This window comes from Roseateles sp., from assembly GCF_052436255.1.
Classification (GTDB): domain Bacteria; phylum Pseudomonadota; class Gammaproteobacteria; order Burkholderiales; family Burkholderiaceae_C; genus Pelomonas.
Window position 1 is genome coordinate 1 of sequence record NZ_JBQVNP010000037.1, and the last position, 21,645, is coordinate 21,645.

Here is a 21,645-nt window from a genome sequence, read left to right on the forward strand (position 1 = left end):
CAGCTCCGACGTCCGCGCCGCTGAGCTTGCGCCCTGGATGCAGCACTACAACTTCCATCGCCCTCACTCCGCCACCGGCCACAAACCTCCCGCCTCACGGCTGGGGTTTGAGGTGAACAACGTCCTGAGAAACTACACCTAACCCACATTTTTGCCGGGCTCGTCGGCTGCAGCTGAGGCCAGGCCGCTGAAGCGGTGTTTTTCAGCGCGTCCGGCTGCGCCGCTCGTTTTATCTTCGCCGCCATGACAGCCCGCTACCGCCGCCCCTTGCCACTGCCGAGCTTCGGCCCGCGCCGCATGACCTGCCTGCAGGGCTCGGTTCGGGTGGTCATTTCAGAAACATTCGCCAGCGAGGAGCGGCCGGTACAGGTCGACCTGCCTTCGCTGGAGCGCTTCTCGGCGCTGATGGCCGCCCAGGGCTGGCCGGCGCATGTCTCCCGCATGGCCTATGACCGCATCTACGCCGGCGAGCGCTTCGGCTTTGCCAAGCGGGTAGGGCGTGGCGGGCTGCCGGTGCTGGCTCGACAGCTGATCCAGTGCTGGCGCGCCAACCGCAGTCAACCCGAGGCTCAATCGCGCTGACCGAGGACTATGCTGCCTTGAACCACGGAGAGCTCAAGTGCACAGCAACACCCTCCAACCGCCGTTCCTGAATTCGCTCATGACGGCTGGCGCAAATCTCGAACTTGCCTACAACGATCTGGCGCCGCATGCCAGTGACAGGATGGCCGCCGCCTTGCTGCTTGCAAAGCACGCCAAGGACACGCAGCGGCACCTGAAGTTCATCTCGATCAGTGCCAGCACATCGGGCCTCAAGCACCTGGCCGAGACAGGTGAGGGCTACGTCACCTTCGCGCTCGTGTACTGATCTTGATCGGTCGTCACCGCTGGCGGATCTTGCCGTCGGTGACGATGATCCGGTTGGGCATGACTGTCGGTTGCTCGAACTCGTTGGCGCCAGCCGGGGCAGGGCGGCTACGCGCCTGCACCGCCGTCGGTCGACAGCGCCAAGTCGCAGTGGTGCGGCAGTACCAGGCCGGCAGCGGCGTCCTCCTGCGCGATGGTCTGTATCCAGGGTGCCCAGGGCGTGACGGGGCCGAAGATGGTCGCGAAGGCCACGTCCGCGGCATCGCGCCCGGTGCCGAAGCGGACGAAGCCCATCGGGATGGCCGTGCCAGAGGGGTCGAAGATGTACCAGCGGTCACCGAGGTAGACCTCGGCATAGGCGTGGAAGTCGGGCGGGCCCAGCACAGGGTCGGCGCCGTAGTCGGTGCCGGTCGTGAAACGTGCCGGGATGTTCAGCGCCCGGCACAGGGCCACCAGCAGATGCGTGAAGTCGCGGCAGACACCGGTGCGTTCTATCAGCGTGTCGACCGCCGACGTGCTGGAGGTGGAGGTGTTGGAGGTGAACGAGACGCGCTGCTGGATCCACTCGATGATGGCCAGCACGCGCTGATGGCCAGGCGTGACCGCGCCGAACTCGGCCAGGGCGAGCCTGGCCAGGCGGTCGCTCTGGCAGTAGCGGCTCGGGTAGATATAGCGCAGCACGTCGAGCGGCAGCGAGAGGATGGGAACCTCCTGCAGGTCCGCCGGTTGCATGCGGTGGTGGACGAGATCGACCGTGGCCTCGTAGCGGATTTCGAGGTCGCCGGGCTGGGCCTGCAGCCGCAGGTGCCGGTTGCCGGTGGTCGCGTCGGTCTGCACCTCTGAGCGAATGTCCTGGTTGATGTGCAGGCGCTCGGCAGACACCGTCTGGCAGCTGGTGTAGGCCGGGTGGATGTTGAAGATGAAATCGGCACCGGGGGCGCTCACTTCGTATTTGAGTTGCAGTTGCAGTTCGATGCGAATCATTGGGTCAGGCTCCTTGAGCGATCTTGCCGGGCACGGCTGCGGATGCAAAGTTCATGGGCACCGCGGACCGCACGCCTGCGTCGATGACCTGATGAATGAAGGCCAACTTGTCGAGAACCGGTGGCGGCACGACGAACGGGTAGCTGTCGCGCGCGCCTAGGCTGCGCGACATGGCGTTGATGAATTGCGAGATCGGCAGCCAGCTGCGCACGATGCGTGTCTGCACGTCGGTCGCGTCCGCGGCGATCACCTTGGCACGGACCGGGGTGCCTCTGGGCACCGCGGCATTGAGCTGCAGGCCCCAGGATGCGGCGGTCTCGAGGCCGTCCTGCAGATGCATGTAGTGGGCCCAGCACTCGGCCCAGTCTTCCCAGGGGTGGCAGCTTGCGTAGACGCTGACAAAGCGCGCCTGCCAGCTCGCCAGCGGCGTCGCGTAGTGGCGCTTGAGCGCCTGCGCGTAGTCGGCCCGCTCATCGCCAAACAGGCGGCGATAGTCGTCGATCCAAGGGGTGCTGCGGATCAGCCGGTCCCAGTAGTAGTGGCCGATCTCATGGCGCAGGTGGCCGAGCAGCGTGCGATAGGGCTCGCGCATCTGGGCGCGCATCTGCTCGCGGCGCGCATCGTCGGCTTCGGAGATGTTGAGCGTGATGACGCCGGCGTCATGGCCGGTCAGCACGCGCTTGGCGGGGTCGGTCTGCTCCAGCAAGTCGAACGCCACGCCATGCTTGGGATCTTCGGCCTTGCTGGGAAACGGCAGCCGCCAGGATGTCAGGCTGTAGGCCAGCTGCCGCTTGGCGCCCTCGATGCGGCGCCAGTAGCCGCGGTTCTCGGTCTTGTTCAATGCCGGGCGCTGGCGCGTCGTGCGGCACGACTGACACAGCGGCTCGGCGCCGTCCGCGTCGACCATCCAGTTGCAGATGACCGGGGCAACATGGTTGGCGCAGCGGCGCAACCGCCCTCGCTGCGACTGCGTAGCGGGCGCCAGGCGCCTCAGGACTGCGGCCTCGTGCGCCTCGAAGGAGCCGATGGTCAGCTCGGAAGGAATGAAGCCCAGTTGTGCGTTGCAGGCTTCACAGCGGACGTTCTCGAAGAAGACACGCGCCTGGCAACGTTCGCAGCTGAAGGTTTTCATCGGGATCCCGGTGCGCCGCCGTGGATGGGGGCGGCTGCCATGCTAGGCCGCTCACCATGCCCATGGTGTAGGCCGGCAGCGGCTTGCGCCCCGCTGCACTCCAGGCTCTGGCGCATGGCGGCGAGCTTGCGCGCCAGGCCCGCCCGCAGGCCTTCGCTTATCGGCAGTAGCGCGACCGCGGTTTCGATCTGCGCGCAGCGCTCGCGCAACTGCTGCAGGGCCGAGCGCGGGTCACCGATGGCTTCGGTGTGCCGCGGCACGGTGAAGCTCGGGCCCGCCATCACGCCGGGCGTGGCGGCGTCGGCGACGCATTCGGTCAGTGGGTCGGCCAGCTCACTGAGCAGGTGCATGCAAGCCAGCAACTGGTTCACCATTGGCTTGGCGATCGCCTGGCCGTTGGCATAGAGGGCCGCCAGCGTCCTGAGCATCAGCCAGTAGACGGCATTGAAGGCATCGAGGCAGGCAAGCGCGGGCTCGGAGGTCACATGGGTGCGCTCGGCCGCCTGGGGCGGGCGCATGACGGGGTTCATGCCGACGTTGCGCGCCGGCTGGAAGCCCGGCCGGGCGGCCTGCAGGGTGGTCAGTTCCTTCAACATGGCGCTGAAGCGGGCGTAGTGAGAGTCGTCCGACTGCTGGCTGGCGCCTTCACCCTGCTCGACGATCCGGTCGATGGCCTGCACGGCGTCGTCCAGCGAACGCACGATGGTGACCGACGGTGCGTCGATCAGGCGCCCGTCGAGCTGGTAGGCATCGGCACGGAAGGCGGTGTCGCCCTGCTGGTCGACGAAGGATTGCAGCGCGCGGCGCAGCACGCCATAGAACTCGCCGATAGTGGTGTAGTCGGGTGCGCTGGGGATCAGCCGGGTGGGACGCTTGTCACGCTGCGCTGCTGCGGCCTGGTGAGTCGAGAAGATCTCGGGGTCCTCCAGTGCGACGGACTCCGGGCGCTCCAGGAATATGAAGTGTTTTAGCGTCTCGGCGCTGAGCGGCGTCAGGCCGACGACGATCTCGGCCGGGTGGTAGCCGGGCGCGACCGGCAGGTTGGGCCGGTTGAAGTGCGGCGCTGCTCCGAGCGCCGCGGTCAGGTTGGCGACCTGCGTCAGGTGCAGCATCTCCTCGACACACACGCTTAGCAGCTGCTTGCGCCAACGCTGCAGGGCGGCGTACTCATCGGCACGAAGGTCTTCGTCGTGGCGCCGCTTGAGGCTGAACAAGGCAAAGAGGTAGCTGCAGAGCAGGTTGTGCTCCAGCTCGCTGGCCTCGGCCAGCAGGTGGAGCAACTCCTCGCGCGTGGTCTCGTGGCGGCCCGCCATGCTGCCGGCCCGCTCTAGAGGTCGCACCGCGGGTAGTCAGCCATCAGCCCGTCCGGCAGCGTTGCTTGCTGTTGCTGCCGGTATGGTCGCTGCGGTACTGGCTTGGCGGCGCGCCAGTCGGAGGGGCATTGCACCGGGTGGCGGCCCGGCTTGGTCCTGCTGCCAGCGGCCAATGTGTCGGCCCGGCCAGGTTCGTGATCCAGGAAGGACATAGTGTTGCTGCGGTCTGGGAGTAATCGGAGGCAAGGCTGAGTTGGCATACGGCATGCCTGTTGCGCCGGCGCCAGCGGGCACCGCGGGAACGCTGCGGCGCCCGGTGGTCAGTCGGGCCACCAGGCCGTTGACCGCGCGCAGGTGGGCAGCCTCCCGGTTCAGTGCAGCCTGAAACATCCGGGCGTCGTTATTCCGTTGCGTTTGATTCTTCAAGGGCCGCGTTGCGTCCCTGGCCCGAAGCAAGGGACGGACTTGGCCAGTTGGGTCACAGCGGCCCGGTGTGCCGGAAGAGATCGCGGTTTCGGCAACTTCTACCCATCCAAACGATTGAGGTGCCCATGAGTACCCGGCTCGGCCCGCAGGGAGCGCGGTTTGCCGTAGGCGGCCTTCTCACTTTTTGGAGCCATTCATGAATCGACCTCATCGCCAATTTGTTGCTGCCGCAGCGCTTGCCACCGGGCTGGCGAGCGCCTCCCTGAGCGTGCAGGCGCAGCCACCCTCGGCGGGTGGGGCACCCTCCGCAGTAGCGGCCCGAGCCATGTCGGCGGTAGACCGGGAATTCGCAATGAAGGCGGCCATCGGCGGGTTGGCGGAAGTCCAACTGGGCGAGTTGGCGCAGCGTCAGGGGGTCAGCGATGAGGTCAAGCGGTTCGGCGCACAGATGGTCAAGGACCATGGCCAGGCCAACCAGGAACTCAAGCGCATTGCGGCCGGCAAGGGGCTCGAGCTGCCCACGCAGCTGGACGTCGAGCACCGCCGCATGGCCGAGAAGCTGCAGCGCGCGTCCGGCGCCCAGTTTGACCGGCTCTATGCGCAGGCCATGCTGGGTGCGCACAAGAAGGACATCGCGTTGTTCGAGAAGCAGGCGAGCGGCGGGCAGGACATGGAGCTGAAGGCGTTTGCTGCGAAAACGCTACCGGCGCTGCGCCAGCACCTGACGCATGCCCAGGGGCTTGCCGGAGTCAATGGCTCGGCGGCCGGCGGCGGCGCTCCCGGCCAGCCTTGACGGCCCTGACGGCCCGATCCGGCGCAGGCGCGGCGCTGCCGCGCTTGCATCACCCAACGGCCGTGCATGGCCAAGAAAGGATGTTGCATGGAAAGCAGAGCACGCTTGTTGGGCCACCCGGTCCACCAGATGCTTGTCGTGTTTCCGCTGGGGCTTCTGGGCGCTTCGGTGGCTTTCGACCTCATCGCCCTCGGCGCCGGCCGCAGCCTGATGGCGGTCGTGGCCCAATACCTGATCCTGGCCGGCATCGTCGGCGGCCTGATGGCGGCGCCCTTCGGCACTGTCGACTGGCTGGCCATTCCGGCGGGCACCCGGGCCAAGTCGGTGGGTGCCCTGCATGCGGGCGGCAATCTCGTCGTGCTGGCCTTGTTTGCCGCCAGCGCCTGGCTGCGCCACGACGAGCCGGCGTCGCCTTCGGTGCTGGCCCTGGGCCTGTCCTTCGGCGGTGCCGCCCTGTCGCTGGTGACGGCCTGGCTGGGCGGCGAGCTGGTTGACCGGCTGGGCGTCGGCGTGTCCGAGGGCGCCCACCTGGACGCACCGAGTTCGCTACACCATCGCGACGCACGGGCGGAACCCTAGACCCGGTGCAAGGCGGCATGGCTGGTGCGCCATGCCGCCTGCGCGGAACCGGGGTGAGGGCTCTGACTGCCACGTGGACATGGGCAATCCAAAGGCCCAGCCGGCCATCGCATTGCCAACTCGCGCCAAGCCGGGGAAGGTCCTATCAGCAAGGGCGAGACGCCTCTCAAACGCGCGGCCCGCGATTGCCTGGAGACAGCGGTAGCGCCCGGCGCCTCGGGAATCGCCTCTGCGAGCGCTCGGCCGGTACGCGCGCCGCGCGTGACGGGAGTGCCGGGGGCAAAACAGATGGTGGCCGCAATGCCGCCGAGGCACCTTGCCAACATGGCCGGTCTCGCCGGTGAACATTCACAGCGCCTCCAGCGGTTTACTCGAACCGCCGGATGCGGACCTGCTCGTCCGGTAGTGTGAGAGGGCGGAGGGGTAACCCTTCGCCCTACTCGATCCCGCGAATGAACGCAGCCACGCAAAACTATTCGATGTTCTGCACCTGTTCGCGCATCTGCTCAATAGCGACCTTCATCTCGACGGAGATATTCGTCAACTCCAGCGCCGCGGATTTGGAACCCAGCGTATTGGCTTCGCGATGTAACTCCTGAATCAGGAAATCCAGGCGTTTGCCGAGTTCGCCGCCCTTTTTCAGCAAGCGGGTGAGTTCCTCCAAATGCGCGCGCAGCCGGCCGAGTTCCTCCGCCACGTCGATGCGGATCGCAAAGGCGGCGGCTTCGTTCAATGCCCGCTCTTGCAGCGCAGACTGGGATACGGTGGCCCCGGCGCCCGTGGTGGCGAGCGCCTCCTGCCAGCGTTCCAGAAAGCGCTGCTGCTGGCGCGCGACGACGGCAGGCAGCAGGGGTTCGGCCTCATCCGCCAGCTCGCGCAGACGCTGGATGCGTTCATTGAGGATGGCCACCAGCTTCTCGCCTTCGCGCTCGCGCGCCTCGGCCAGGCCACGCACGCAGGCCTGCGCGGCCTCGAGCGTCGTCGCGTCGAGCTGGGCCGGTAGCGCCGTGCCACTCTTGCACCAGTTCAGCGCCTCATGGACGGACAGCGGCGCGGCCTCGGGCAGCCAGGTCCGCACCTTGGCATCGAGGTTGGCCAAGCGGTTGAGCTGGTCGGGCTGAGGTTGCGGCCAGGCGCCTTCGGCATCGCGCTGGGTGTTGATGCGCAACTCGATCTTGCCGCGCTTGAAGCGCGCGGCGATCAACTCGCGCAGTTGGGGTTCGAGCCCGCGCATTTCCTCGGGCATGCGCATCGAAAGGTCCAGAAACCTGCCGTTGACGGAGCGCAATTCGACGCTGATGGACGCCTGGATCGGGGCGCTGCCGTCCTCGACTTTAGGGGGTTGTGCCTGGGAATTGGCATACCCGGTCATGCTGTAGACTGGCATTTCGCACTCGCAAAACAGACGTTAACAAGAGATTCAAGCGCGATTATGTCCAAGCCGAAGCCGGCGCCCTTGCCCGCAGGCACGGTGGTTGGGGGCTACCAGATCATCAAGCGACTGGCAGCGGGCGGGTTCGGCGTGGTCTACCTCGCTGAGGACCCCGATCACCACCTGGTCGCGCTGAAGGAATATCTGCCTTCGTCCCTGGCCGAACGTTCGCCGGGCGAGCTGACACCCCGCGTCAAGCCCGAGAAGCAGCCGCTTTACCGGCTGGGCCTGAAGAGCTTCTTCGAAGAAGGCCGCTCGCTCGCGCAGATCTCGCATCCCAGCGTGGTCTCGGTGCTGAACTTCCTGCGCGAAAACGAGACCGTCTACATGGTCATGAACTACCTGCAGGGCGACACCTTGCAGGACTTTATCGTGACCGCGCGCGACATGAAGCGTGACAAGGTCTTCCGTGAGTCGACCATCCGGAGCCTCTTCGACGAGATCCTGCGCGGCCTGCGCATCGTCCACCAGCACAAGATGCTGCACCTGGACATCAAGCCGGCCAATATTTTCATCACGAACGACAACAAGGCCGTGCTGCTCGACTTCGGCGCTGCGCGCGAGGTGTTGAGCAAGGAAGGCAACTTCATCCGGCCGATGTACACGCCGGGCTTTGCGGCGCCTGAGATGTACCGCCGCGACGGCTCTCTCGGCCCCTGGACCGACATCTACGCGATCGGCGCCTGCATCTATGCCTGCATGCAGGGCTATCCGCCGAATGACGCGCCGCAGCGGCTGGAAAAAGACCGCCTGTCCTTGAGTCTGTCGCGGCTGCGCAATGTCTATTCGGACAACCTGCTTGAAGTGACCGAGTGGTGCATGTCGCTGGACCCGCTGTCGCGGCCGCAGAGCGTGTTCGCGCTGCAGAAGGAACTCGCCCGCGAGACCGAGCGGCGTTACACCAAGCTCAGCTTCAGCGAACGCCTCAAGCTGCAACTGGAGAATCTGAAGTCCGGAGCCAAAGCTTGAGCCCCGACGCCCATATTCACTCGCCGGCCCCCAACAGGGCGCAAGGCTGCCCCAGGGGCTTCCCATCGGGAGTCTTGGCGTGAGATTCAGCGTTTTCCAGGTCAGTCGTCGCGGTGGCCGCGAGACCAATGAAGACCGCATGGGCTACTGCTTCACCCGTGAGGCGGGTCTGTTTGCGCTGGCCGACGGCATGGGCGGCCATCCGGAAGGCGAAGTCGCCGCGCAGATCGCGTTGCAGACATTGGCGGCGCTGTTCCAGCAAGACGCCCGCCCCGTCATCGACGACCCGCAGCGTTTCCTGCACGAAAGCATCGTCATCGCCCACGAGCAGCTGTTGCGCTATGCAAGGAGCAAGGGCCTGAACGACACGCCGCGCACGACGGTGGTCGTCTGCATCCTGCAAGGCAATCAGGCTTGGTGGGCGCATTGTGGTGACTCGCGCCTTTACCTCGTGCGTGGCAGCAAACTGATCGCCCGCACCCGCGACCACTCGTATTCAGAATTGCAGGAAGCTCTCGGCCGCGTCGCCCGCAACGGCGAGCATTTCAACCGCAATGTGCTTTTCACCTGCCTGGGCAGCCCCGGCAAGCCCATGGTGGACTGTCAGGGGCCGCTGGTGATGGAGCCGTCGGACCGGCTGCTGCTGTGCTCCGACGGGCTGTGGGGTAGCGTGGAAGACGCCCAGATCGTCGAGCACCTTGCCGACCAGCCCATCACCGAGGCCGCGCCCGAGCTTGTCGAGCAGGCCCTGCGCCGCGGCGGCGCGCGCAGTGACAACGTCACGGTGCTAGCGGTCGAATGGGAAGGCGAGGGCGACCCCAGCGGTGATACGACGCAGAACCTCGGTAATTCGGGCTTCGCGTCCACCATCCAGGGCGCGCTGGACGCCGACCTCGTTGCCGGCATGGCCGGCATGGACGACGAGGAGATCGAACGCTCGGTACGCGAGATCAACGAAGTCATCCGCGGGCGCGGCGCCAATCGCCGCTAACTCTCCATCTGACATGACCAAGATATTCACGCGCAGCGCAGGCCGCGCCACCAACCAGTTGCGTCCGGTGCGCATCACCCGCGGTTTCACCGCGTATGCCGAGGGCTCGGTCCTGATTGAGTTCGGCGGCACCCGCGTGCTGTGCACGGCCTCGGTCGAGGAGCGCGTGCCTCCGCACAAGCGCGGCTCCGGCGAGGGTTGGGTGACGGCCGAGTACGGCATGCTGCCGCGCGCCACCCATACCCGTGGAGACCGCGAGGCGGCTCGCGGCAAGCAAAGCGGCCGCACTCAGGAGATCCAGCGCCTGATTGGTCGTTCGCTGCGCGCGGTGTTCGACTTGAGCGCGCTGGGCGAGCGCACCATCACGCTGGACTGCGATGTGCTGCAGGCCGATGGCGGCACGCGCACGGCGGCCATCACAGGCGCCTTTGTCGCTGCCCAGGATGCCGTCAACCAGTTGCTTGCCGACAGCAAGCTGTCCCGCTCGCCGATCAAGGAGGCTGTCGCAGCCATCTCGGTTGGCATGGTCGATGGCGTGCCGCTGCTTGACCTCGAATACATCGAAGACGTCGCGTGCGACACCGACATGAATGTCGTCATGACGGCGTCTGGCGGCTTCGTCGAAGTGCAGGGCACGGCCGAGGGTGTCGTGTTCACTCGCGCCGAGATGAATGCGCTGCTCGACCTCGCCGACGAGGGCATCCGTGCGTTGTTGACGGCGCAACAGATCGCCTTGAAGTCGTGAAACTGGTTCTCGCCTCAAACAACGCCAAGAAGCTCGCAGAGCTTCAGGCACTGTTCGCGCCGCTTGGCATCGAACTGGTGAACCAGGACAGCCTGGGGTTGCCAGAGGCGGAGGAGCCGTTCGACACCTTCGTGGAGAACGCGTTGACCAAGGCCCGTCACGCCGCCAGGCTGAGCGGGCTGCCCGCATTGGCGGACGACTCGGGCCTCAGCGTCGATGCGCTGGGCGGCGCGCCCGGCGTGCGCTCGGCGCGCTATGCCCTGGATGCTGGTGGCGAAAGGAGCGACGCTGCGAACAACGAGCGCCTGTTGCGCGAGATGGGCGGCAGTGCTGACCGCCGTGCGCGCTTCGTCTGCGCGTTGGTGGCCGTGCGCAGCGCCGACGATCCGGAACCGTTGATTGCCATGGGCCGCTGGACTGGCGAGATCCTCACAGCGCCAAGCGGCGAGGGCGGCTTTGGTTATGACCCCGTGATGCACATCGCGACGCTGGGCCAAACCGTCGCCAGCCTGAGCGCCGAGGTCAAGAACCGGCACAGCCATCGCGCGCTTGCCGCCGCCCAGCTGATCCAGCAGTTCCGCGAGGTCTGGCGTCTCGGCTGAAGTCATGGCTGAAATCATCCACCTGATGCGCCCGGGCACGTTGCAGCTGCCCGCGCTGCCACCGCTTTCGCTCTATGTGCATCTGCCCTGGTGCCTGCGCAAATGCCCCTACTGCGATTTCAATTCGCATGAGGTCAAGGACGGCGCGCTGGGGGTCGACACGGCCGAGGCCTATCTCGCTGCGCTGCGCGCCGATCTCGAAGCCGCCCTGCCGCTGATCTGGGGCCGGCATGTGATCAGCATCTTCATCGGCGGCGGCACGCCCAGCCTGTTCCATCCCGGGCAGATCGCGCAACTGATCTCGGACATCCGCGCTCGGCTGCCGCTGGAGGCGGGCTGCGAGATAACGCTGGAGGCCAACCCCGGCACCTTTGAGCGCGAGCGCTTCAAGGGCTTCCGCCAAGCCGGCGTCACGCGGCTGTCGGTGGGTGTGCAGAGCTTCGACGATGCGCAGCTCAAGGCCCTTGGCCGGGTGCACAGCTCCGCGCAGGCACGCGAGGCGCTGGCGGAGGCGGCCAGCGCCTTCGACACCTTCAACCTCGACCTGATGTATGCGCTGCCGGGCCAGACGCTGGACGACTTGGCCAGCGAGCTGGACGTGGCGCTGAGCTTCAAGCCGCCCCACCTGTCCATCTACCACCTGACCATCGAACCGAATACGGTGTTCGCGACGCGCACGCCCGCAGGCCTGCCCGACTCGGACCTGGCCAGCGACATGCTGGACCTCATCACCGCGCGCACAGGCGTCAGTGACTTGGCGCGTTATGAGGTCTCGGCCTATGCGCGGGACGGCCACCGCTGCACGCACAACCTGAACTACTGGCAGTTTGGCGACTACCTCGGCATCGGCGCCGGCGCCCACAGCAAGCTGAGCTTCCCCAACCGCCTGCTGCGCCAGGTGCGCTGGCGTGAGCCGGCCGCCTTCATGGCGCAGGAGAACAAGGTCAGCAACGAGCACGAGGTCGCGCGCAAGGACCTGCCCTTCGAGTTCATGTTGAATGCCCTGCGCCTCAAGGATGGCGTTACGACAATGCAGTTCCTGGAGCGCACCGGCCTGCCCCTGTCGGCCATCGCCAAGGGCCTGGAGACGGCACGCGGCCGCGGCCTGCTCACGCAAGACCCGGCACGCGTCCAACCGACCGAGCGCGGTTTCGATTTCCTCAGCGATCTGCAGCAGCTGTTTCTCTGAGTCTTTGCTGGAGGGCTGCGACCTCGCCGTGCAGCCAGTCGCAGAAGGCGCGCACAGCGGGGTCGTCACGCAGGGCCTCCGGATAGACGAGCTGGTAGTCGCGCGTGGCGTCGTCGTCGATGGCATGGGCCGACAGGCGCACCAGGCGCCCATCCAGCAGCGCGTCAGCGGCAAACAACTCGCGCGTCAGCGCCACGCCCATGCCTTGCTCGGCCGCCTGGCCCAGCATGGCGGCATCGTTGAAGGTCGCCACCGGCGTCGGTACGGCGCCGCTGTGGCCGACCTGGGAAAACCACTGCCGCCACAGGTCCGCGTCGCCCATCAGCGGCTGCTGCGTCAATTGGTCGGGCGGCATGCCCATCAGTCGCTGGGCCAGCGCTGGCGCAGCGACGACGATGTGCGGCGAGTGGAATAGCGGTTCACAGGTCAGCCCCGGCCAGTCGCCACGGCCGATGCGCAGGCCGATGTGAAAGCCCTCGCGCTCCAGGTCCACCACCTGTTGTGAGGCATGCAGGTCCAGCGTGATGCAGGGCTGCAGGGCCTGCCAACGCGGCAGGCGGGGCAGCAGCCAGCGTTGCGCGAACGAGGGCAGGGCCGTTACGCGCAAGGTCTGCGCCGCGCTGCCATGCGCCTGCGCCGCGGCCAGCAGGCCGGCCTGCAGCGCGGCGAACACCTGCGTCACGCCGCGCTGGAAGGCCTGGCCAGCCGGGTTCAGCGTCAACCGCCGGCCTTGGCGCGTGAACAGCTCGAAACCCAGCTGCGCCTCCAGGCTGCGGATCTGCTGGCTGACCGCACTGTGCGTCAGGTGCAGGGTTTCCGCCGCGGCGCGCAGGTTCTCGGTCTGGGCGGCAGCGCGAAAGGCGGCCAGGTAGTGCATGGGAAAGCGGTCGAGGGATGCCATTTGGTAAGCCAATCGAACCAGCTAGTGCAGAAATTAGCGCTTCTGGGCACCTTATTGGATCAATAGCATAACCAGCACTGAAGGAGCCACCATGAACACCTCGCCTCGCTGGATTGCTTTTGCGTCGTTTGCCACCGTCTTCATCCTGACCAGCCAGGCGCGGGCGTTCACGGATGCCAATGCCGCACTGAAGGAAGCTGCTGCCGACCGCACGGCACGCGTCGTCATCATCGCCAAGGCGGCCCGGGCGCCGGTGCAGACGGTCTGGGTGCCGGCGACGGCCAAATCGCTGGACGGTTTCAAGCCCGTCCTGCCGGAAGAGGGCGTGTTGCTGGCCCGGGCAGGCGCACCGGCACGGATCGGCAAGCGCTGAGCCGCCGTCAGACCCGGTTCAGCGAGATGCCGGACGTGGCGCGCAGCCGCTCCAGCACCTTGGTGGCGATCTGGTTCAGCGGCAGCACTTCGTCTGCCGCCCCAGCCGCGATGGCCTCCCGCGGCATGCCGAAGACGACGCAGCTCGCCTCATCTTGGCAGTAGTTATAGGCGCCGGCGTCCTTCATGACCTTCATGGCCCTGGCGCCATCCGCGCCCATGCCGGTCAGCATGATGCCGATGGCGTTCGGCCCTACAACCTTGGCTGCCGAGAGGAACAGCGCCTCGACTGACGGTTTGTGGCGGTTGATGGGCTCACCGTCCTGCACGCGGGCGATGTAGTTCGCACCGCTGCGTTCGACACTCAGGTGCATGCCGCCCGGCGCTATATACCCGTGGCCGGGCAGGATGCGCTCACCGTCCTGCGCTTCCTTGACGCGGATCTTGCACAGGCCGTCCAGCCGCGCCGCATAGCTCCTCGTGAAGCCAGGCGGCATGTGCTGGGTAATGACGACGGCCGGGCTGTCGGCCGGCAGGTTGACGAGCACGTCCTTGGTCGCTTCGGTGCCACCGGTGGATGCGCCGATGAAGATCAGCTTCTCCGTCGACGCCCTGCCCAGGCTGGCCATCGTGACGGCTTTGACCGGTGCGGCGGCCGGTGCACCCGGCGCCGGCGCGGCGGGCGCACGGCGAATGTGGGCCTTGGCGGCGATGCGGATCTTGTCGGTGATGTCCTGGGCCAGCTGGCGAATGCCGTCGGCCACGCCGATCTTGGGCTTGGCGACGAAGTCGATGGCGCCGAGTTCCAGCGCCTTGAGCGTGACCTCGGCGCCGCGCTCGGTCAGCGTGGACACCATCACCACCGGCATCGGCCGCAGCCGCATCAGGCGCGACAGGAAGTCCAGCCCATCCATGCGCGGCATCTCGACGTCCAGCGTGATGACGTCGGGATTGAGGTTGCGGATCATCTCGCGCGCGACCAAGGGGTCGGCCGCTGCGCCGATGCACTCCATGTCGTTCTGGCGGTTGATGATCTCGGTGAGGATGGAGCGAACCAGCGCGGAGTCGTCCACCACCACGACCTTGGTCTTGGCCATCGTCGCCTTCCTCAGAACAAATCGATGGAGCCGCCGCTGCTCGCGACGGGCTGCACCTTCTGGATTGCTGCCTTGTCCTGCTGGACAAGGGCGTCGGTATTCGTCGGTGCGAGGCGCTTGACCATCGCCTTGCCGCTGGCGGGCAGGAAGCACACCTTGCGCGGGTACACGTCCATCACGTCCTTGGAGACGATGGGGATGCGTTCCAGCTTCAGATAGTCGATGACGAAGTTGGTGTTGCGCTCGCCGACGTTGAGCGTGTTCATGCCCGATATCACAGCGCCGCCGCCGAAGATCTTGGCCTCCATGCGCGACTTGCTGGCACCGCGCTTCATCATCTCATTGATGAGCAGTTCCATCGCGAAAGAGCCGTAGCGCCCCGAGTCGCCATTGCCTTCCGGCAACATGAAGTGGTTCATGCCGCCGACCCTGGCCACGCGGTCCCACAGGCAGGCGGCGATGCACGAACCCAGCGTCGTCATGACGAGCAGGTCTTCCTGGTCGACGAAGTATTCACCTGGCAGGATCTTGACGGCCGCGTTCTTGAAGTGGGCGTCATAGAAGAAGAACGAGGCCTCACCCTGCTTGCGAGACTGGGCCTTGAGCTGGTTGACCCGTGCGACCGCGGCCGGATTGCCAAAACCGACGGCGGGGGGCGAAGCGAAAGGGGTGCTCATGTTCAGACCCTTTCGTAGATCGTCTTGCCGCGCAGCTTGAACAAGTCGCGCGCTTCGGTGAAGTTTTCAGAATGGCCGACGAACAGCAGGCCGCCCGGGCGCATGACCCGGTGGATTCGCTCCAGAACCTTGCGCTGCGTAGGCGTATCGAAATAGATCATCACGTTGCGGCAGAAAACCATATGGAACGGGTCGCCGAGCTGCCACTGCTGGTCCATGAGGTTGAGTGCGCGGAACTCCACCCAACGCTGCAGTTCGGGCTTGACGCGGATCTTCCCGGAATTGGCACCCGTGCCGCGCATGAAGAAGTTCTTCAGCCGCGTGGCGTCCAGGCCGCGTGCGTCGGCGTTGTAGACGCCGCGCTTGGCGGTGGCCAGCACATTGGTGTCGATGTCGCTGGACACCAGTTGCACCGATGCGCTGGGGCCGAGCGCCTCGCTGCACGTCATCAGGATGGAATAGGGCTCCTCGCCGGTCGACGCGGCGCAGCACCAGATGCGCACCTGCTTGCCGACAAAGGGCTTGAGGTCGTCCTTGAGCGCGTGGAAATGATGCTCCTCGCGGAAGAAGGAGGTCAGATTGGTCGTCAGGCAGTTGACGAACTCCTGCCATTCCGCCGCACCGGAAGGCCCGCTCGATGCTTCCAGCCACTGCAGATAGCTGCCGAAGCTCTTGTGGCCTGTCTCGCGCAGGCGGCGCGACAGGCGGCTGTAGACCATCGCATGCTTGCCGTCATGCAGGCTGATGCCGGCGTGCTTGTAGATCAGCTCGCGCACACGGTCGAAGTCGGCCTTGCTGAAGCTGAATTCGTGATCGAGCGATTCAGTTCCTTGGGCGAGGTCGGGTGCGGGCATGTCGAGAATCGGTTTTGTGGGTGCTCGCAGCATGTCTGGCGTCGGCGCGCCGATTCTGCCCCGCAGGCCCTTTGTCCGGTCCAGGGTGCGGCCCAGCATAGTGCAAACAGCCTGCAGGAACGTGCCTGTTTCACGACCGGGGCGCGCGCAGGCCGCTGCTAGACTGCCCTGAAACCACAATCCCTCCATCCGTCGCGACCGCTGCCACCTTTGGAACACCGCCTGCCCGCCCCCACCTTGATCGACGCCGAAACGCTCGTCCTGGACCAGGCTTTGCAATTGCTGCAGCAGGCCGGCGCACTGCTTCCGGATGAGGCGCCCAAGAGTGCGGCGTGGCTGCAGGCTGTGCTGGATGCACTGTGTGACCTGTCCAGCAAGGACGCGCTGACAGGCCTGGTCAATCGCCTCAGCTTCGAGATGGCCCTGGCCCGCGAGGTCGACCGCGTCGCCCGCTCCGGCGAGGCGGCCCTGTTGCTGATGCTGGACATCGATCATTTCAAGGCGGTCAACGACACCTACGGTCACGGTGCCGGCGACCAGGTCATTCGCGCCGTTGCTCGCACCGTCGAGCAGACGGTGCGGCCGATGGACCTCGTCGCCCGTGTCGGTGGTGAAGAGTTCGCCATCATCCTGCCCAACTGCGCCTCGCACACCGGCCTGGCGGTCGCCGAGCGCGTGCGCGAGCGCGTGTCCGAATTGCGCATCGAGGTGGCCCCAAGCCAGATGCTCAATGTCACCGTCAGCCTGGGCGGCGCCTTTGCACCGCAGTGGGTCCGTTCCTCGCCATTGCTGTGGACGGAGCGGGCGGACCGTCAGCTCTACCGCGCCAAGGCCGAAGGCCGGAACCGCGCCTGCCTCGAACCCCAGATCGAATCCCTGGTCAGCGCCGAAGAAAAGGGCATGTTGTTCGCCACCCTGAAACTCGATACGCAACAGGACACTGCATGAGCACGACCTCCGATCCTGCTGCAAGCGCCGCGCCGCCCGCACGTGCGGCGCGCGCCGGCGCCCGCACCCTGGCCGTCACCAGCGGCAAGGGCGGCGTCGGCAAGACCTTCGTCACAGCCAACCTCGCCGCAGCCCTGGCCGCACGCGGCCAGAAGGTGCTGGTGCTCGACGCCGACCTCGGCCTGGCCAATCTGGACGTGGTGCTCAACCTGCACCCCAAGCTGACGCTGCACGACGTTTTCACCGAAAAGGCCACGCTGGAGCAGGCCATCCTGCCCGCCCCCGGCGGCTTCTCGGTGCTGTTGGCCGGCTCCGGCATGGTCGAGTACTCGCGGCTGACGCCCGAGGTGCGCGACAAGCTGCTGCACATCGTCGACCTCGTCAAGCCGCGCTTCGACTGGGTGCTGCTCGACACCGGTGCGGGTATCTCCGACGTTGTGCTGTTCGCCATCTCGCTGGCGACCGACGTGCTCGTCGTCGCCACGCCTGAGCCCACCTCGCTGACCGACGCCTACGCGACGATCAAGGTGCTGGCTACCCAGCAGGACCGCCGCCATGTGGGGCTGCTCGTCAATCAGGCCAACCGCGTGGGCGAGGGCAAGCTGATCTGCGGCCAGCTGCAGCAGGTGCTTCAGCGCTTCGTCGGGCCGATGCCGGGCCAGGCCTTCCGGCTCGAACTCTATGGTGAGGTGAAGTCCGACCAGGCCGTGCGGCAAGCCGTGCTCAAGCGCCAGTTGATGCTGGAGCATTACCCGGGCTGCGACGCGGCCCAGGCGATCAAGGCACTGGCCTCCAAGCTCCTTGGCTGAAGCGTCTGCGACTGCGTTCGAGTGGATCGGTGGCGAGGCGCGCGTGCGCGAACTCGTCGACCGCTTCTACGACCTGATGGACCTTGAACCGGCCTATGCGCGGCTGCGCGCAGCGCATGGCGATGGACTCGACAGCGCACGCGACAAGCTGTTCTGGTTTCTCTGCGGCTGGCTGGGTGGCCCCGACCACTACATCAGCCGCTTCGGTCATCCGCGGCTTAAGGCCCGGCACATGCCGTTTCGCATCGGCATTGCCGAGCGTGACGAGTGGCTGGCCTGCATGGCGCAGGCCATGCAGGAATGCGGTGTTGACCCGGCCTTGCGGGAGCGCCTGGCCGAGTCATTCGCCGGCACGGCCGACTGGATGCGCAACGTCTAGTCAAGACGGAACGCGAAATCCTGCTGGAACACCGCGTCACCCTGGCACTGGTAGCCCGCCAGCGCCGATTCCACTGCGCGCTGCAGCGAACGCCGCGTCTTGCCGTCAGGCGCGCCCTGCGCCATGCGAACCTCGCTGCCCACGACGCGTCCGCCGCGCACGGTCGCAAGCACCTGCAGCACTGCTTCGCCACTCCAGTTGACGGCGGGCACCTCGGGCCGCGGCATCACCGTGCAGACCGCGCCGGGGGTGTTGATGCGCGGCTTGTCAACAGCCTGGACTGGCGTGGTGTCGGGACGCGTCGGACCTGTCGTGGCCATGGGCGTCGTGTCCACGGGCCTTGCGCTCACCAGCGGTTCCTGTGTCGGCAGCACGTCGAAGATCGGCAGCGGCACGGCGATGGGTTGGGGTGCGGTCAATGCGGGCTGGGTCGCCTGTAGCGGCTCGGGCGGTGGCAGTTCGCGTACCTCCGGCGGAAGCGGCTTCACCGTTGCCAACTCACGTTCCTTGGCCGGCGGCTTCATCATCCCGACGCTCAGCGCGTAGACGCCAGCCAGATGCAGCGCGATCACCAGGCCAATGCCCGTGTAGCGGGCGGGCGTGGGGGCGCGATTGGGGAAGGGGTGGGACAAGTCCATGGGCTCTCCTCGTGGTGAAACCGGATCGCACTTGCGCGGCAGCGCTGGGAACAGGCTACTCCGGCCTAACCAGACAGGTCAATGGCGATGCGGCGTGTCGGCGCAATGCGACGCATGGCCCGGTGTCAGCGGTGCGTCAGGACGTTCCGCTCAGCAGCACCATCAGCGCCCCCGCCCCACCGTCGCTGGCGCGCGCCTGCACAAACGCCAGCACCTCGTTTTTCTGCACCAGCCAGCGTCGCACCCGGCCCTTGAGCACGGGCTCGCGGCCCGGTGAGCCGTGGCCCTTGCCATGCACGACGCGTACGCAACGCAGGCCGCGCCGGGCGCTCTCGTGGATGAATTGGCCGAGGGCCTCGCGCGCGCCATCGCGGCGCAGGCCGTGCAGGTCCAGTTGCGCCTGCAGCGCCCAGTGGCCGCGGCGCAGCTTGCGCACCACTTCCACGCTGATGCCTTCGCGCCGAAAGCTCAGCGTCTCGTCGGTCTCCAGCAGTGTGTCGACGTCGATCTCGTCCGACAGCGCCTGCAGCAGCACGGCGCGCTCGTCGGCTTGGCGCTGACGTGGCTCGGGCGCGGGCTGCTCGAGTTCATGGAGCACGCGGTCGACATGGCGCAGCGGTGTCACGGGACCGACCGTCAGTTCGAAGACACGCCGCTCCTGCTCGGCCAGGCGCATGGCCGCTGCGATGCGCTCGCGCTCCACATCGGCGGCCAGGCGCACGGCCGCCAGCTCTCGGGCCAGCGGCTTGAGATCGGCCAGGCTGCGCACCGTCACCGGCGGCTTGCTCACATCAGCCCCCGCTCGGCGAACGACACGACCTCGCCGGCGCCGACGACGAGATGGTCAACGACACGAACGTCCACCAGCGCCAGCGCCTGACTGAGGTGCTTCGTCAGCTGCTGATCCGCCTGTGAAGGCTCGGCGACGCCGCTCGGATGGTTGTGCGCCAGGATGGCTGCGCCCGCTCCCAGCGCCAAGGCCCGCTTGACGACCTCGCGCGGGTGCACCGTGGTGTGGGCGAGCGAACCCTGGAACAGCGTCTCCATGGCAATCAGCTTGAGCTGCGTGTCGAGGAACAGCACCGCGAACACTTCGTGGCCGAGGCCACTCAGGTGCAGTCGCACATAGGTCTTGACCGTGTCGACGTCGTTCATCGTGGACTTCTCCACGAGGCGCTGGTTCAGTGAACGGCGGGCGATCTCCAGCACCGCGGCGATCTCCGCGCGCTTGGCCGGCCCCAGGCCCTTGACCTTGCCGAGGTCCTGCACGCTGGCCGCCAGCAGCCCGGCCCAACCACCGAAACGGTCCAACAGGCTCTGCGCCAGTTGCAGCACCGGCGTGCCCTGGATGCCGGTGCGCAGCAGCAGGGCCAGCAATTCGGCGTCCGCCAGCGCCTGCGGGCCGCGGGCGAGCAGCTTCTCGCGCGGGCGGGCGTCGGGGGGCAGGTGGGTCAGCGGCATAAAATCGGCAGTCTAGCCAAGCGCTCTCCCAACTCTCCCGAATGAACCTCATCCAGGCCGGCTCCTTCCTCACACTGCATTACAGGCTTTCAGGCCCGGACGGCGCCGACATCGTCAACACCTTCGACGACAAGCCCGCGACGCTGTCGCTCGGCGCCGGCCAGCTGTCGCCGGCTATTGAGGCGCGCCTGATGGGCCTGTCCGAAGGTGCTCACGAAAGCTTCCAACTTGCGCCCGGCGAGGCGTTTGGCGAGCGCAACCCCGAGCTGTTGCAGCGCGTGAAGCTGGCGCTGTTGCGCCAGCTCGGCGACCCCGATGAAATCTACAACGTCGGCGATGTCGTGCAGTTCCCGGGCCCGGACGGGCAGGGCGGCTATGCAGGTGTCGTGCGCGAGTTGGGCGACGACGCGTTGTTGTTCGACTTCAACCACCCGCTTGCCGGCCAGCCGGTCAGCTTTGAGGTGCAAGTGATAGGGGTGCTGTGATGAACGCCGTCGTGCATCCCCAGGAAGTACTGCTGGCCGAACCGCGCGGCTTTTGCGCCGGCGTGGATCGTGCCATCGAGATCGTCGAGCGGGCGCTCGTCAAATTCGGCGCGCCGATCTATGTGCGCCATGAGATCGTCCACAACACCTATGTCGTCAACGACCTCAAGTCGCGCGGCGCCATCTTCATCGAGGACCTCGCCGATGTGCCGGCCGGGGCGACGCTGGTGTTCAGCGCCCACGGCGTCAGCCAGGAGGTACGCCGCGAGGCCGCCGCGCGCGGCTTCCAGGTGTTCGATGCGACCTGCCCGCTGGTCACCAAGGTCCACGTCGAGGTGGCCAAGCTGCACCGCGAGGGCTACGAGTTCATCATGATCGGCCACAAGGGCCACCCCGAGGTCGAGGGCACGATGGGGCAGCTGTCCGAAGGCATCTTTCTGGTGGAAGACGTCGAGGACGTGGCCAATGTGCAGGTCAAGAACCAGGCCAAGCTTGCCGTCGTCACGCAGACGACACTGAGCGTCGACGATGCGGCCGAGATCCTGGCTGAGGTGAAGCGAGTCTTCCCGCAGGTGCGAGAGCCCAAGAAGCAGGACATCTGCTACGCCACGCAAAACCGCCAGGACGCCGTCAAGGTGCTGGCGCCGCAGGTCGACGTCGTCATCGTCGTCGGCAGCCCGACCAGCTCCAACAGTAACCGCCTGCGCGAACTGGCCGAACGACTCGGAACGCCCGGCTATATGGTCGACGCTGCCGAGGATCTCAAGGCCGAGTGGCTGGAGGGTTGCCCGCGTGTGGGCTTGACGGCCGGCGCCTCTGCACCTGATGTGCTGGTGCAGGCCGTCATCGACCGCCTGCGTGCGCTTGGTGCCACGACCGTGCGCAGCCTGCCGGGCGTTGAAGAGCATGTGCGCTTTCCGCTGCCGATGGGTCTGGGCGACAAGTCCATGGCCGAGGTCAGTTCGTCGCGATCCTGACGCCAGCGCCCACCCTTTTTGGCGG

Annotated in this window: 27 protein-coding genes; 16 read left to right on the top strand and 11 right to left on the bottom strand. The window is 66.6% G+C overall.

What is annotated here, in order from left to right; all coding sequences use genetic code 11:
• The 3 genes from ACT6S0_RS10920 to ACT6S0_RS10930 form a co-directional block, all read left to right on the top strand.
• The coding region (locus tag ACT6S0_RS10920) for an integrase core domain-containing protein (RefSeq protein ID WP_444763954.1) at positions 1–142 on the top strand (142 nt) is incomplete at its 5' end.
• 101 nt (positions 143–243) lie between these two features.
• The gene (locus tag ACT6S0_RS10925) at positions 244–582 is read left to right on the top strand and encodes a hypothetical protein (RefSeq protein ID WP_444763917.1); all 339 of its coding nucleotides are present in this window, start codon (positions 244–246) and stop codon (positions 580–582) included.
• Between the two features lie 37 nt (positions 583–619).
• Complete coding sequence (locus ACT6S0_RS10930; RefSeq protein WP_444763918.1) at positions 620–868, top strand: hypothetical protein; 249 nt, start codon at positions 620–622, stop codon at positions 866–868.
• Positions 869–975: 107 nt separating this feature from the next.
• Here the strand turns inward: ACT6S0_RS10930 and ACT6S0_RS10935 are convergent, their stop codons facing one another.
• The 3 genes from ACT6S0_RS10935 to ACT6S0_RS10945 are packed head-to-tail and all read right to left on the bottom strand — an operon-like array spanning position 976 to position 4,323.
• A complete protein-coding gene (locus ACT6S0_RS10935) occupies positions 976–1,851 on the bottom strand; it encodes a transglutaminase-like domain-containing protein (protein WP_444763919.1) in 876 nt (291 codons plus the stop codon).
• A 4-nt stretch (positions 1,852–1,855) separates the two neighbouring features.
• Complete coding sequence (locus ACT6S0_RS10940) at positions 1,856–2,983, bottom strand: zinc-binding metallopeptidase family protein (RefSeq protein ID WP_444763920.1); 1,128 nt, start codon at positions 2,981–2,983, stop codon at positions 1,856–1,858.
• Positions 2,980–4,323: a ferritin-like domain-containing protein gene (locus ACT6S0_RS10945; RefSeq protein ID WP_444763921.1), complete on the bottom strand. Its 1,344-nt coding sequence runs from the start codon at positions 4,321–4,323 to the stop codon at positions 2,980–2,982. The genes ACT6S0_RS10940 and ACT6S0_RS10945 overlap by 4 nt, the downstream gene beginning before the upstream one ends.
• A gap of 724 nt (positions 4,324–5,047) precedes the next feature.
• Here ACT6S0_RS10945 and ACT6S0_RS10950 point away from each other — a divergent pair.
• On the top strand, positions 5,048–5,515 hold the full coding sequence (locus ACT6S0_RS10950) for a DUF4142 domain-containing protein (protein WP_444763922.1): 468 nt from the start codon (positions 5,048–5,050) through the stop codon (positions 5,513–5,515).
• Positions 5,516–5,602: 87 nt separating this feature from the next.
• On the top strand, positions 5,603–6,094 hold the full coding sequence (locus tag ACT6S0_RS10955) for a DUF2231 domain-containing protein (protein ID WP_444763923.1): 492 nt from the start codon (positions 5,603–5,605) through the stop codon (positions 6,092–6,094).
• A gap of 472 nt (positions 6,095–6,566) precedes the next feature.
• On the opposite strand, the gene ACT6S0_RS10960 is transcribed toward ACT6S0_RS10955, so the two are convergent.
• Positions 6,567–7,481: a YicC/YloC family endoribonuclease gene (locus ACT6S0_RS10960; protein WP_444763924.1), complete on the bottom strand. Its 915-nt coding sequence runs from the start codon at positions 7,479–7,481 to the stop codon at positions 6,567–6,569.
• A gap of 45 nt (positions 7,482–7,526) precedes the next feature.
• On the opposite strand from ACT6S0_RS10960, the gene ACT6S0_RS10965 reads away from it, so the two are divergent.
• The 5 genes from ACT6S0_RS10965 (at position 7,527) to hemW (ending at position 12,022) form a co-directional block, all read left to right on the top strand.
• Positions 7,527–8,495, top strand: coding sequence for a serine/threonine protein kinase (locus ACT6S0_RS10965; protein ID WP_056264626.1), 969 nt, complete (start codon positions 7,527–7,529; stop codon positions 8,493–8,495).
• Positions 8,496–8,574: 79 nt separating this feature from the next.
• A complete protein-coding gene (locus ACT6S0_RS10970; RefSeq protein WP_444763925.1) occupies positions 8,575–9,486 on the top strand; it encodes a PP2C family protein-serine/threonine phosphatase in 912 nt (303 codons plus the stop codon).
• A gap of 13 nt (positions 9,487–9,499) precedes the next feature.
• The gene (gene rph / locus ACT6S0_RS10975; protein WP_444763926.1) at positions 9,500–10,231 is read left to right on the top strand and encodes a ribonuclease PH; all 732 of its coding nucleotides are present in this window, start codon (positions 9,500–9,502) and stop codon (positions 10,229–10,231) included.
• Positions 10,228–10,833, top strand: a complete 606-nt coding sequence (gene rdgB, locus ACT6S0_RS10980) for an RdgB/HAM1 family non-canonical purine NTP pyrophosphatase (protein WP_444763927.1) — start codon at positions 10,228–10,230, stop codon at positions 10,831–10,833. Before rph ends, rdgB begins: the two co-directional genes overlap by 4 nt.
• A gap of 4 nt (positions 10,834–10,837) precedes the next feature.
• On the top strand, positions 10,838–12,022 hold the full coding sequence (gene hemW, locus ACT6S0_RS10985) for a radical SAM family heme chaperone HemW (protein WP_444763928.1): 1,185 nt from the start codon (positions 10,838–10,840) through the stop codon (positions 12,020–12,022).
• Here hemW and ACT6S0_RS10990 read toward each other — a convergent pair.
• Positions 11,994–12,923, bottom strand: a complete 930-nt coding sequence (locus tag ACT6S0_RS10990; protein WP_444763929.1) for a LysR substrate-binding domain-containing protein — start codon at positions 12,921–12,923, stop codon at positions 11,994–11,996. The two genes, hemW and ACT6S0_RS10990, sit on opposite strands and share 29 nt — an antisense overlap.
• A 91-nt stretch (positions 12,924–13,014) precedes the next feature.
• Here ACT6S0_RS10990 and ACT6S0_RS10995 point away from each other — a divergent pair, with 91 nt between their 5' ends.
• Positions 13,015–13,296, top strand: a complete 282-nt coding sequence (locus ACT6S0_RS10995) for a hypothetical protein (protein WP_444763930.1) — start codon at positions 13,015–13,017, stop codon at positions 13,294–13,296.
• Between the two features lie 7 nt (positions 13,297–13,303).
• Here ACT6S0_RS10995 and ACT6S0_RS11000 read toward each other — a convergent pair whose 3' ends face one another.
• From ACT6S0_RS11000 to ACT6S0_RS11010, 3 genes are read right to left on the bottom strand one after another with little or no spacing between them, the layout of a single operon-like run.
• A complete protein-coding gene (locus ACT6S0_RS11000) occupies positions 13,304–14,392 on the bottom strand; it encodes a protein-glutamate methylesterase/protein-glutamine glutaminase (protein WP_444763931.1) in 1,089 nt (362 codons plus the stop codon).
• An 11-nt stretch (positions 14,393–14,403) separates the two neighbouring features.
• Positions 14,404–15,069: a chemoreceptor glutamine deamidase CheD gene (cheD, locus tag ACT6S0_RS11005; RefSeq protein WP_444763932.1), complete on the bottom strand. Its 666-nt coding sequence runs from the start codon at positions 15,067–15,069 to the stop codon at positions 14,404–14,406.
• 2 nt (positions 15,070–15,071) lie between these two features.
• The gene (locus tag ACT6S0_RS11010; RefSeq protein ID WP_444763955.1) at positions 15,072–15,923 is read right to left on the bottom strand and encodes a CheR family methyltransferase; all 852 of its coding nucleotides are present in this window, start codon (positions 15,921–15,923) and stop codon (positions 15,072–15,074) included.
• Between the two features lie 237 nt (positions 15,924–16,160).
• On the opposite strand from ACT6S0_RS11010, the gene ACT6S0_RS11015 reads away from it, so the two are divergent.
• From ACT6S0_RS11015 to ACT6S0_RS11025, 3 genes are read left to right on the top strand one after another with little or no spacing between them, the layout of a single operon-like run.
• The gene (locus tag ACT6S0_RS11015) at positions 16,161–16,871 is read left to right on the top strand and encodes a GGDEF domain-containing protein (RefSeq protein WP_444763933.1); all 711 of its coding nucleotides are present in this window, start codon (positions 16,161–16,163) and stop codon (positions 16,869–16,871) included.
• The gene (locus ACT6S0_RS11020; RefSeq protein ID WP_444763934.1) at positions 16,868–17,680 is read left to right on the top strand and encodes a MinD/ParA family protein; all 813 of its coding nucleotides are present in this window, start codon (positions 16,868–16,870) and stop codon (positions 17,678–17,680) included. The genes ACT6S0_RS11015 and ACT6S0_RS11020 overlap by 4 nt, the downstream gene beginning before the upstream one ends.
• On the top strand, positions 17,673–18,059 hold the full coding sequence (locus ACT6S0_RS11025; protein WP_444763935.1) for a group II truncated hemoglobin: 387 nt from the start codon (positions 17,673–17,675) through the stop codon (positions 18,057–18,059). The genes ACT6S0_RS11020 and ACT6S0_RS11025 overlap by 8 nt, the downstream gene beginning before the upstream one ends.
• On the opposite strand, the gene ACT6S0_RS11030 is transcribed toward ACT6S0_RS11025, so the two are convergent.
• The 3 genes from ACT6S0_RS11030 to radC form a co-directional block, all read right to left on the bottom strand.
• On the bottom strand, positions 18,056–18,697 hold the full coding sequence (locus tag ACT6S0_RS11030) for a hypothetical protein (RefSeq protein WP_444763936.1): 642 nt from the start codon (positions 18,695–18,697) through the stop codon (positions 18,056–18,058). The genes ACT6S0_RS11025 and ACT6S0_RS11030 overlap by 4 nt on opposite strands.
• A gap of 136 nt (positions 18,698–18,833) precedes the next feature.
• Positions 18,834–19,487, bottom strand: a complete 654-nt coding sequence (locus tag ACT6S0_RS11035) for a Smr/MutS family protein (protein WP_444763937.1) — start codon at positions 19,485–19,487, stop codon at positions 18,834–18,836.
• Positions 19,484–20,158 carry a RadC family protein gene (gene radC, locus ACT6S0_RS11040; RefSeq protein WP_444763938.1) on the bottom strand — a complete coding sequence of 225 codons (675 nt, stop codon included), beginning with the start codon at positions 20,156–20,158 and terminating at the stop codon, positions 19,484–19,486. Before radC ends, ACT6S0_RS11035 begins: the two co-directional genes overlap by 4 nt.
• Positions 20,159–20,199: 41 nt before the next feature.
• On the opposite strand from radC, the gene ACT6S0_RS11045 reads away from it, so the two are divergent.
• On the top strand, positions 20,200–20,643 hold the full coding sequence (locus tag ACT6S0_RS11045; RefSeq protein WP_444763939.1) for an FKBP-type peptidyl-prolyl cis-trans isomerase: 444 nt from the start codon (positions 20,200–20,202) through the stop codon (positions 20,641–20,643).
• Positions 20,643–21,620, top strand: a complete 978-nt coding sequence (gene ispH / locus ACT6S0_RS11050) for a 4-hydroxy-3-methylbut-2-enyl diphosphate reductase (RefSeq protein WP_444763940.1) — start codon at positions 20,643–20,645, stop codon at positions 21,618–21,620. Before ACT6S0_RS11045 ends, ispH begins: the two co-directional genes overlap by 1 nt.
• Positions 21,621–21,645: the final 25 nt, after the last annotated feature.

Coding starts and splice junctions, on each gene's coding strand:
- ACT6S0_RS11045 (WP_444763939.1), top strand. CDS start 20,200: ATGAACCTCATCCAGGCCGGCTCCTTCCTCACACTGCATTACAGGCTT.
- ACT6S0_RS10995 (WP_444763930.1), top strand. CDS start 13,015: ATGAACACCTCGCCTCGCTGGATTGCTTTTGCGTCGTTTGCCACCGTC.
- ACT6S0_RS10960 (WP_444763924.1), bottom strand. CDS start 7,481: ATGCCAGTCTACAGCATGACCGGGTATGCCAATTCCCAGGCACAACCC.
- ACT6S0_RS10940 (WP_444763920.1), bottom strand. CDS start 2,983: ATGAAAACCTTCAGCTGCGAACGTTGCCAGGCGCGTGTCTTCTTCGAG.
- ACT6S0_RS10925 (WP_444763917.1), top strand. CDS start 244: ATGACAGCCCGCTACCGCCGCCCCTTGCCACTGCCGAGCTTCGGCCCG.
- ACT6S0_RS10990 (WP_444763929.1), bottom strand. CDS start 12,923: ATGGCATCCCTCGACCGCTTTCCCATGCACTACCTGGCCGCCTTTCGC.
- ACT6S0_RS11010 (WP_444763955.1), bottom strand. CDS start 15,923: ATGCCCGCACCCGACCTCGCCCAAGGAACTGAATCGCTCGATCACGAA.
- ACT6S0_RS11030 (WP_444763936.1), bottom strand. CDS start 18,697: ATGGACTTGTCCCACCCCTTCCCCAATCGCGCCCCCACGCCCGCCCGC.
- rph (WP_444763926.1), top strand. CDS start 9,500: ATGACCAAGATATTCACGCGCAGCGCAGGCCGCGCCACCAACCAGTTG.
- hemW (WP_444763928.1), top strand. CDS start 10,838: ATGGCTGAAATCATCCACCTGATGCGCCCGGGCACGTTGCAGCTGCCC.
- ACT6S0_RS10965 (WP_056264626.1), top strand. CDS start 7,527: ATGTCCAAGCCGAAGCCGGCGCCCTTGCCCGCAGGCACGGTGGTTGGG.
- cheD (WP_444763932.1), bottom strand. CDS start 15,069: ATGAGCACCCCTTTCGCTTCGCCCCCCGCCGTCGGTTTTGGCAATCCG.
- ACT6S0_RS10935 (WP_444763919.1), bottom strand. CDS start 1,851: ATGATTCGCATCGAACTGCAACTGCAACTCAAATACGAAGTGAGCGCC.
- radC (WP_444763938.1), bottom strand. CDS start 20,158: ATGCCGCTGACCCACCTGCCCCCCGACGCCCGCCCGCGCGAGAAGCTG.
- ACT6S0_RS11000 (WP_444763931.1), bottom strand. CDS start 14,392: ATGGCCAAGACCAAGGTCGTGGTGGTGGACGACTCCGCGCTGGTTCGC.
- ACT6S0_RS11020 (WP_444763934.1), top strand. CDS start 16,868: ATGAGCACGACCTCCGATCCTGCTGCAAGCGCCGCGCCGCCCGCACGT.
- ispH (WP_444763940.1), top strand. CDS start 20,643: ATGAACGCCGTCGTGCATCCCCAGGAAGTACTGCTGGCCGAACCGCGC.
- ACT6S0_RS10955 (WP_444763923.1), top strand. CDS start 5,603: ATGGAAAGCAGAGCACGCTTGTTGGGCCACCCGGTCCACCAGATGCTT.
- ACT6S0_RS10950 (WP_444763922.1), top strand. CDS start 5,048: ATGTCGGCGGTAGACCGGGAATTCGCAATGAAGGCGGCCATCGGCGGG.